Source organism: Plantibacter sp. CFBP 13570 (assembly GCF_014841395.1).
GTDB classification, from domain to species: Bacteria; Actinomycetota; Actinomycetes; order Actinomycetales; family Microbacteriaceae; genus Plantibacter; species Plantibacter auratus.
On the sequence record NZ_JACYTW010000101.1, the window covers coordinates 1 to 7,951 of the forward strand.

A 7,951-nucleotide genomic window follows, 5' to 3' on the forward strand; every position below is an offset into this window, starting at 1 on the left:
GGCCGTCTGTGCCGCAGCCGCGATCGGTGAGCCGTGGGCCTCCATGCCGACGGCGTCGACGACCCCGTCCGGGCCGCGTCCGCCGGTGGCGTCGCGGAGCTCAGCGACCACGTCGTCCGAGAGGTCGAGGGCACGGATGCCGTAGCGCTCGGCGAGGGCACGGCGCTCCGGCACCGGGTCCACGGCGAAGACCTCGAGACCGCGGTGCTTGGCGATGCGAGCCGCGAGCTGGCCGACCGGGCCCAGGCCGAGCACGGTGATCGAGCCGCCGTCCGGCACCCCGGCGTACTCGACGCCCTGCCAGGCGGTCGGGAGGATGTCGCTCAGGTAGAGGTAGGACTCGTCGGGCAGGTCGCGACCGACGACGATGCAGTTCGCGTCGGCGAGTCGGACCTGCAGGAACTCGGCCTGTCCGCCCGGCACCTGGCCGTAGAGCTTCGTGTAGCCGTACAGGGAGGCGCCGCTGCCGTGCTCCTTCACCTGGGTCGTCTCGCACTGCGACTGCAGCCCGTTGCGACACATGAAACACTCGCCGCACGCGATCGTGAACGGGATGACGACCCGGTCGCCGACCGCGACGCGGGTGACCTCCGAGCCGACGGCTTCGACGACACCCATCGTCTCGTGGCCGAGGACGTCGCCGCGGTCGAGGAACGGGCCGAACAGTTCGTAGAGGTGGAGGTCGGAGCCGCAGATGGCTGCCGAGGTGACACGGATGATCGCATCGGTGGGGGCGGTGATCGCGGGGTCCGGGACGGTCTCGACCGACACCGAACGGCGACCCTGGTACGTGAGTGCGCGCATGGATGCTCCTTCGTCGTTGTCCTTCCACCCTGCGCCTCCTGGACGTCGGGCGACTGGGGGTGGACGTCTCGTCGGAGGGCTGATACGAGCTCAGCGTGTCGCGTCGGCGGCCACGCGCTGGAGGCTGGCGAGCACCGACCGGACCGCGGATCGCGCCATCGCCTCCGGTCTCGCCAGGACGTCGACATGCCGGACGAGGACCGCGCCGGCGACCGGTCGGAGGACCATGCCGTCGACCGCCAACGGTGCCGCCGTGGTGCGCGGCATGACGGCGATCGCCGCCCCCGTGCGGACGACCTGGGCGGCGACCGAGAACTCGTTGATACGGTGGTCGATCCGCGGCGCCCGGCCGCTCAGCGCGCCCAGATGATGGAGGACGCCGGCGAGCGGGAAGCCCTCGTGCGTGGAGATCCAGCGTTCGTCGCGCAGATCCTCCGGTCGCAGCTCCAACCGCGCCGCGAGCGGATGCGCCTCGTGCATCGCGATGTCGAGGGGTTCGACGAGCAGCGGTGTCACGACGAGGCGGTCGAGCGGCCACGCCGGCTCGTGCGGGAGCCGGTGGGCGATGACGAGGTCGTAGTCCGCCGTGAGCCCGGCGAACCGGTCCTGCGCGACGTCGGCGTCGGCGAGGAGGAGCCGCGGTGTCGCGACCGGCTCCGCTCCCGTCCCGACCTGCGTGAGCAGCGGTCCGAAGAACGCCAGGCCGGCGCTGTGGAACGCGGAGACGCTGACCGGGCGCTGCTCATGCTGGAGGAAGGAGTCCACGGCGTCCCGTGCCTCGGCCAGTGCCTCCTCCACGCGTGACGCGGCGATCGCGAGGGCCTCGCCGGCCTCGGTCAGGACGAGTCGACGCCCGTGCTTCTCCGTGAGCGGGACCGGCATCGTGGCCTGCAAGGCGGCGAGCTGCTGCGACACGGCCGAGGCGCTGACGTGCATGGCTGCGGCGACCGCGGCGACGCTGCCGCGGTCGCCGAGTTCGCGGAGGAGGCGGAGGCGAGCGGGATCCATAAGTCATTCCTTCATCGTCGATCCAGACACTGCCTGTTGTTCTATCGTGTCCGTCTCCTGGAGAGTAGCGGCATGGCCCGCCGCGCACCCTCCGAACTCATCGTCGATGTGCTGCTCGTCGGGGTCGCGGCGGTGTGGGGCGCCAGCTTCCTCGCGGCGAAGGACCTCGCCGCCGTCACCGGTGTGCCGGCGGCGGTCGCCCTGCGGTTCCTGGTGGCGGTGATCGCCATCGGGCTCATCTGCCTCGTGCGGCGGGAGCGGCTCCCTCGCCGACGGGGCCTGCTGATCGCGGCGGCACTCGGCTGCTCGCAGGCCGCGATCATCGGCCTCGAGACGTGGGGCGTGCACCTGACCTCGGCGACGAACGCCGGGCTGCTCATCAGCCTCGCGCTCGTCATGACGCCGGTGCTCGACGGTGTCGCGTCGCGGTCCTGGCTCCCGAGGTCCTACTTCGTCGCCGCGGTCGCAGCCGTGGTCGGTGTCGCGCTGCTCGTGTCGGACGGCGGTCTCCGCGCACCCACCGCGGGCGACGCGCTCGTGATCGCCGCGGCCGTCGTCCGTGCGGTGCACGTGACGTCGAGTGCGCACCTGACGCGAGGTCGAACCGACAGCACGCTCGGCGTGGTGTTCGTCCAGATGCTCGTGTGCGCCGGGGCGTTCAGCCTCATCGCCGGTGACGGTCTCGCTGCGGCTGTCACGCTGCTCGATCTGCACGGCTGGCTGGACGTGCTGTTCCTCGGTCTGCTGTGTTCCGTGTTCGCATTCGTCGTCCAGCTGTGGGCGGTGCGGCGGACCTCGGCTTCGCGCGCGAGCATCCTCATGGGGACGGAACCCGTCTGGGCGCTCCTCGTCGGCGTGCTCATCGCGGGGGAGGTGATCGGCCCGCTGGGTGCGCTCGGTGCGGCGCTGATCATCGTGGCGAGCTATGTCGGCCAGGCGATCGAACGCCGCCACCGCGCGCGGACGACCGGCACGGCACCCTCGGTGCAGCAGGAGCCGGCGCCTGTCTGACGGGGTCTACAGCGTGGTCGCCGCGCCCGTGAGCGGCGTTCCCAGCGGTGCTGCGTCCTCGATCCGGCACACGCGGACGTCGATCTCATGGATCGGCGTCTCCGCCATCGACGTCGCGAGCACGCCGCGGATCGCGTCGCCGACGAGACGGAGGGTCGCCGGGACCGGAGCCCCGTCGGTCACGCCGATGGTCACGCCGATCGTCAGCGCGCCGTCGGCTCCGCGACCGACGGCCACCTTCGTCGGCTTGTCGTCGTCACGCCCGACCGCGTCGGCGACGGTCCGCAGGACCGCACGGATCGGCGACCCGGACGCGTAGACCGTCGTGACCCCCGGTGTCGCGGCGACGACGGCGGTGAGCTGCTGCGAGAGCGCGGCATCGGTGTCCATCAGGAGTCCTCCGGCCGGGCGACGCGCTGCGTGTGGATGTCGATGATCGTGACGTCGACGGCGACCACGTTGAGCTCGGTGTGCGTGGCCAGTTCCGCGACGACGCGATCCCGGATGAGCTGCGACAGCCGTTCGAGGTTGTTGCCGAACGCGGCCGAGGCGGTGATCGCCACCGTGATCGGCGCGTCCAGGGTCGTCACATCGCCGTCGAGGCGGACCCGACCGACGATGACCCCGCCGACGCTGTCGCCCACCCCGCGGATCAGAGTGCGGACGGAGCCTTCCGTGATGCGCAGGTGCACCTCGGGGTCGGGGTGCCTGAGCGGGATGTCCCGACCGGCGTGCGCCTCGAGCGAGATGTTCTGGAGCACCGCGTGCATCCAGGAGCGGTCCTGCTCGGAGTGCGTCGCCGCCTCCGACTTGAGCAGTGCCCAGGTCTGGGTGCGCAGTCGGAGGAGGGCGTCGAGGGCGAGTTGGCAGCCGGGGGAGGCTTCGATGTCGGGGTCGAGGGGCTCACGGCCGCTGTCGAGGTAGTCGGAGAGCTCATCGATGGTGTGCCCGTCGAGGTCGGCGCCGGCCAGGTCGTCGAGCATGGACTCGTGGTCGTCGTCGTTCATCGCCACACCTCCATCTCCCGCAGGACGGTCTGTCTGGCCCGCGCGAGCTGGCCGCGCACCGTCGAGGCCGGGACCCCGAGCGACTCGGCGATCTCGACGTACGACAGCCCGCCCGTCTCCTTGAGCATCCAGCACTCACGCTGCATGGCAGGGAGTCGGTCGAGGACCGAAGCGAGGGCGCTCATCTGCATGCGCACCTCGACGACCCGTTCCGGGGACTGATGGGACGGAGCGGGGGCATTCCAATCCTCGATCTCGCTGTGTTCGCGGCGGCGTCTGATGCGGTCGATCGCCCGGTTCGAGACCATGCGCATCAGCCAGGACTTCACCGCGTTCGGGTCGTTCAGCCGGTCGAGCTGTCCCCACGCCTGGATGAGGACGTCCTGCACGACGTCCTCCGCCTCCGACTGGTTCCCCAGCACGCGGACGGCGTAGGCGCGCATGAGGGAACCGTGCCGGAAGACGAGGACCTCGAAGGCGGTGGCGTCTCCGTCGGCTGCGCGCTCGGCGAGGATGCCGTCCGGGAGGACCTCGAGCGAGCGCTTCACGGTGTGGCTAGAGGACGGCGAACGCGGTGAAGGCGACAGCGGTCGCGGACACGATCGCGGACGCGGCGACCGCGGCGACGTAGGGAAACTGGAGCGTCTTCGCCGGGCCGTTCTCCACCGCCTCCTTGGCGCGGAGCAGGGAGACGAAGACTCCGAGGTCCTTGCCGGTGCTCGAGGCGGCGACGAAGCGGCCGTCCCGGAACTCGACCATGCCGGCGTACTCACCGTCGACCGAGGCGACCCAGAGGGTCGCATCCGGCTCAGCCCAGGCGACCGTGGTCCCTGTGCCTCGCTCCAACACCGTGCTCATGACTGCTCCTTGCTCAACGTTCGTGTTGTTAGAGAATCTAGTTATTCATGCGTCTGCATGTACCCCACTTGACATCGCGATCCAGACTCCGCTAGACAATCTCGTTACGAGAACCACTACTGTTGGACTTCATGACCGCCCAAGCCGTTGACGCGCAGCACTACTGGTACGAACAGGACGAGCACGAGCGCGGCCGCCGCATGCTCGAGGCCATGCGTCTGTACCGTGCTGCCGAGGCCGCCATGCGTCGTCGGACCCGCGACGAGATGCACATGGGCGAGAACGACCTCCTCGCGCTGCGGTTCATGCTGCGCGCCAAGCAGGAGCACCGCCTCGTCAGCCCCACGGATCTCGGTGCCTACCTCGGCATCAAGACCTCATCGGTCACGGTCATGCTCGACCGCCTGGAGGCGGCGGGTCACGTCGTCCGTCGGCCGAGCGAGACCGACCGTCGCCGCGTCACCGTCTCGACCACCGACTTCGCCGACTCGGAGGTCCGCAAGACCCTGAGCCACATGCACCACCGCATGATGGAGGCCACCACCGGGATCGAACCGGAGATCGCGGCCGGCATCGTCGACTTCCTCGACCGCATGCGCGAGGCCGTCGACTCGATCGACCGCACCGAGCCCGAGGGGCAGCCGCAGCCCTGAGCCGCCCCGGCACTTGCCGCGAGCGGCACAGGCGCAGGCCGCCACCGGCAGAGCGAGAGTCTTCGGCCTACCCAGCGTGGACTGGTCACTTGTATGGTCAACATATGGAATATCGCGCCCTCATCGACCATGTCGAGAGTCATTCGCAGCAAACGGCGCATCCCATCACTGTCGGCATCTCGGGCTACTGCGGCTCAGGGAAGTCGACACTCGCGCGAAGTCTGGTCGCGGAACTCCCACGGGCGGCGCGCATCAGGGGCGACGACTTCCTCGACCCGGCTCGCTCGCACAGGCGGTCATCCGACTGGGACGGGGTGGATCGTCGACGCCTCGTGACCACCGTGTTGGATCCGTTCCGGGCGCGTCAAGAGAGCGAGTTCCGTCGGTATGACTGGTCGGCACGGGCCCTCGGCGCGCCGGAGTCGCTCCCGAAGGCGGATATCCTCGTGGTCGACCTCATCGGGCTCCTGCACCCTGAGGCGCTTCCCAGTCTCGACGTGACCGTGTGGTGTGATGTCGACCTGAACACCGCCGCCGAGCGCGGAATGGCTCGCGATCAACGACTCGGCCGCGACCACGAATCGTTGTGGCGCGATGTCTGGCTCCCGAATGAGATCGACTTCGCCGAGCGTTTCGGCCCGCGTGCGTCCGCGACCATCCTGCTCGACGCGTCGTCGAGCGCCGTTGCATCAAGCGGCGATCGCAGATACGAGGCGGGCCGCACGGTCTGATCCGTGTGACCCGCCTCCGAATGTCTTCGACGATTTCGACCGCGCGCTGCGGGCCCTCCAGGCACCGCTCGAGCCGACTCTCAGAAGTCCCCGACCTTCGATGATCCGATGGTAATCGAGCACGTGTCGGACGACCGATGCTTGAACGGTCGGATCGCTTGTGCTACTCGGGATCGTGCTGGTGGCGGTGCCTCAGTTGTCGGCGGACAGCTCCGGGTAGTCGGTCTCCGGCATGAGCTCGAGCCCCGCCGGCGTGTAGGTGCGGTCGAGCATGGCCTGCAACCAGGTGCGGTTGAGTGCGACCGGGCGTGAGCCGGTGAACCGGAAGACGATGGGGACGCCGGTCTCGATCCAGATGGCGTAGCGGCCCGAGCCGTGTGCGGGGTCGATCGTCCAGGAGAGGAGGAACGCCTCGCCCTTGCGGAGCTTGGAGACGACGACCATCTGCACATGGGCGAGGGTCCGATCCTCGAGTTCGAGTGCTTCGTTCCCGTACCGCAGCGTTCCCATGTTCCCCAGCCCCCTGTCATCGTCTGCGCGGTCGATCACCGCGCCGACAATTCTGGCAGCTCCCGTCGATGCGGCGCGAATGCCAGGGGCGGGATTGCTGGTCAGTCGGCGTCGAGGACGGCGTCGAGCAGGCCCGGGAACCGGGTGTCGAGGTCGTCACGCCGCAGGGTGAGCGTGCGGTGGCGACCGTTCGGCTCGTTCCGGATGACGCCGGCCTCGCGGAGCACCTTCATGAGGTGGGACTTCGTCGACTTCGGGATCGTGGGGTCGAGGGCGGTGCAGTTCGCGGCGTCCATCGGTCCGTCCCGGAGCTGCCGCACCATCTCGAGTCGGTCCGGATCGCTGAGCGCGAAGAGGACGGCCGGCAGCTCGATCGCCTCGCGGTCGGGGTGCGTGAGATCGGCTGGTGCGGGCATGGTTCGATAATAGTTGAACAATGAGCGGAAAGCGCGTATCGTCCAATCGTTCGACATTTTTGGAACCGAAGGATGCCCGCCCCGTGCAGACGACGACCCCGTCACCCCCGACCCGACCCGTGCCCACCGCGGCTGACGGCGCGCCCGTGCTGCCGCGCCGTCGCTTCGGTTTCGTCCTCGCGGGGCTCGGCAGCACACTCATGCTCGCCGGTGCCAGCGCTCCGTCACCGTTCTACCCGGAGCTCCAGGAGCGGCTCGGCATCGGCCCGATCGGCGTCACCATCGCCTTCTCGGCCTACGCGCTCGCCCTGCTGGTCGCGCTCCTCACGATCGGCTCGGTCTCGGACCACCTCGGACGCCGCCCGGTGATCACCGCCGGGTTCGTCGTGCTCGCCGCGAGCATGCTGCTCCTCTGGCACGTCGACTCCGGAGCGCTGCTGTACCTCGCCCGCGTGCTCCAAGGCCTCGCCAGCGGGGCACTGCTCTCCACGCTGTCGGCGACGATCATCGATCTGGCCCCGCCCGAGCGGCCACGAGCGGCGACCCTGCTGAACGCCATCGCCCCGATGATCGGTCTCGCCTCCGGCACGATCCTCGCGGGCGTCCTGCTGCAGACGGTCGCCGACCCGTCGAGCTGGACGTTCCTACCGCTGGCGGTCGCGTACCTGCTCATCGCGGTGTCCATCTGGAACGTGCCGGAGACCGCAGCCCGCACCCCCGGGTGGGCGCGCGCCATCCGACCCCGCGCAGCCGTCCCCGTCGATGCCCGACGGTTGTTCGTCGTGAGCATCCCGATCGTCCTCGGCGGTTGGGCGACCGGCGGGCTGTTCCTCTCCCTCGGGCCGAGCATCATGCACACGGAGCTCGGCGTGGACGGCCAGCTCGGAGGGGCGCTCCTCATCGGGCTGCTGCCGGCCGCCGGGGCCGTCGCGGCCGCGGTGCTCCACCGCCGC

General features: G+C 69.8%; 12 protein-coding genes. 4 read left to right on the forward strand and 8 right to left on the reverse strand.

Features of this window, described 5'->3' with window-relative positions:
- Positions 1-804: alcohol dehydrogenase catalytic domain-containing protein (locus tag IFT89_RS19045; RefSeq protein WP_202939751.1), on the reverse strand; the 804-nt coding region annotated here is incomplete at its 3' end.
- A 90-nt stretch (positions 805-894) separates the two neighbouring features.
- Entirely contained in the window at positions 895-1,812 is a 918-nt protein-coding gene (locus tag IFT89_RS19050; RefSeq protein WP_192019614.1) for a LysR family transcriptional regulator, read from the reverse strand.
- Between the two features lie 72 nt (positions 1,813-1,884).
- On the opposite strand from IFT89_RS19050, the gene IFT89_RS19055 reads away from it, so the two are divergent.
- Positions 1,885-2,823: a DMT family transporter gene (locus IFT89_RS19055; RefSeq protein ID WP_192019615.1), complete on the forward strand. Its 939-nt coding sequence runs from the start codon at positions 1,885-1,887 to the stop codon at positions 2,821-2,823.
- A 6-nt stretch (positions 2,824-2,829) separates the two neighbouring features.
- On the opposite strand, the gene IFT89_RS19060 is transcribed toward IFT89_RS19055, so the two are convergent.
- Genes IFT89_RS19060 through IFT89_RS20435 form a run of 4 tightly spaced genes read right to left on the reverse strand, consistent with a single transcriptional unit; the run spans position 2,830 to position 4,688 of the window.
- Complete coding sequence (locus IFT89_RS19060) at positions 2,830-3,213, reverse strand: hypothetical protein (RefSeq protein WP_202939752.1); 384 nt, start codon at positions 3,211-3,213, stop codon at positions 2,830-2,832.
- Entirely contained in the window at positions 3,213-3,830 is a 618-nt protein-coding gene (locus tag IFT89_RS19065) for a hypothetical protein (RefSeq protein ID WP_240043982.1), read from the reverse strand. The genes IFT89_RS19060 and IFT89_RS19065 overlap by 1 nt, the downstream gene beginning before the upstream one ends.
- On the reverse strand, positions 3,827-4,378 hold the full coding sequence (locus IFT89_RS19070) for an RNA polymerase sigma factor (RefSeq protein WP_085511244.1): 552 nt from the start codon (positions 4,376-4,378) through the stop codon (positions 3,827-3,829). Before IFT89_RS19070 ends, IFT89_RS19065 begins: the two co-directional genes overlap by 4 nt.
- A gap of 7 nt (positions 4,379-4,385) precedes the next feature.
- Positions 4,386-4,688, reverse strand: coding sequence for a hypothetical protein (locus IFT89_RS20435; protein WP_124768103.1), 303 nt, complete (start codon positions 4,686-4,688; stop codon positions 4,386-4,388).
- Positions 4,689-4,819: 131 nt separating this feature from the next.
- Here IFT89_RS20435 and IFT89_RS19075 point away from each other — a divergent pair, with 131 nt between their 5' ends.
- Positions 4,820-5,341 (forward strand): MarR family winged helix-turn-helix transcriptional regulator, encoded by a 522-nt coding sequence (locus IFT89_RS19075; RefSeq protein WP_191940095.1) that lies wholly within the window; start codon positions 4,820-4,822, stop codon positions 5,339-5,341.
- Positions 5,342-5,673: 332 nt separating this feature from the next.
- A complete protein-coding gene (locus IFT89_RS20440) occupies positions 5,674-6,072 on the forward strand; it encodes a hypothetical protein (RefSeq protein WP_244631851.1) in 399 nt (132 codons plus the stop codon).
- Positions 6,073-6,264: 192 nt separating this feature from the next.
- On the opposite strand, the gene IFT89_RS19085 is transcribed toward IFT89_RS20440, so the two are convergent.
- Positions 6,265-6,582 (reverse strand): DUF7882 family protein, encoded by a 318-nt coding sequence (locus tag IFT89_RS19085; RefSeq protein ID WP_086472701.1) that lies wholly within the window; start codon positions 6,580-6,582, stop codon positions 6,265-6,267.
- 101 nt (positions 6,583-6,683) lie between these two features.
- Complete coding sequence (locus IFT89_RS19090) at positions 6,684-6,998, reverse strand: ArsR/SmtB family transcription factor (protein WP_064295809.1); 315 nt, start codon at positions 6,996-6,998, stop codon at positions 6,684-6,686.
- An 83-nt stretch (positions 6,999-7,081) separates the two neighbouring features.
- Between IFT89_RS19090 and IFT89_RS19095 the strand changes: the two genes are divergently transcribed.
- On the forward strand, positions 7,082-7,951 hold an 870-nt coding region (locus tag IFT89_RS19095; RefSeq protein WP_202939754.1), incomplete at its 3' end, for an MFS transporter.

What these genes read in the sequence shown, in the direction of transcription:
- IFT89_RS19090 (WP_064295809.1), bottom strand. Translation starts at nt 6,998, where the DNA reads ATGCCCGCACCAGCCGATCTCACGCACCCCGACCGCGAGGCGATCGAG.
- IFT89_RS19085 (WP_086472701.1), bottom strand. Translation starts at nt 6,582, where the DNA reads ATGGGAACGCTGCGGTACGGGAACGAAGCACTCGAACTCGAGGATCGG.
- IFT89_RS19075 (WP_191940095.1), top strand. Translation starts at nt 4,820, where the DNA reads ATGACCGCCCAAGCCGTTGACGCGCAGCACTACTGGTACGAACAGGAC.
- IFT89_RS19055 (WP_192019615.1), top strand. Translation starts at nt 1,885, where the DNA reads ATGGCCCGCCGCGCACCCTCCGAACTCATCGTCGATGTGCTGCTCGTC.
- IFT89_RS19060 (WP_202939752.1), bottom strand. Translation starts at nt 3,213, where the DNA reads ATGGACACCGATGCCGCGCTCTCGCAGCAGCTCACCGCCGTCGTCGCC.
- IFT89_RS19050 (WP_192019614.1), bottom strand. Translation starts at nt 1,812, where the DNA reads ATGGATCCCGCTCGCCTCCGCCTCCTCCGCGAACTCGGCGACCGCGGC.
- IFT89_RS20435 (WP_124768103.1), bottom strand. Translation starts at nt 4,688, where the DNA reads ATGAGCACGGTGTTGGAGCGAGGCACAGGGACCACGGTCGCCTGGGCT.
- IFT89_RS19065 (WP_240043982.1), bottom strand. Translation starts at nt 3,830, where the DNA reads ATGAACGACGACGACCACGAGTCCATGCTCGACGACCTGGCCGGCGCC.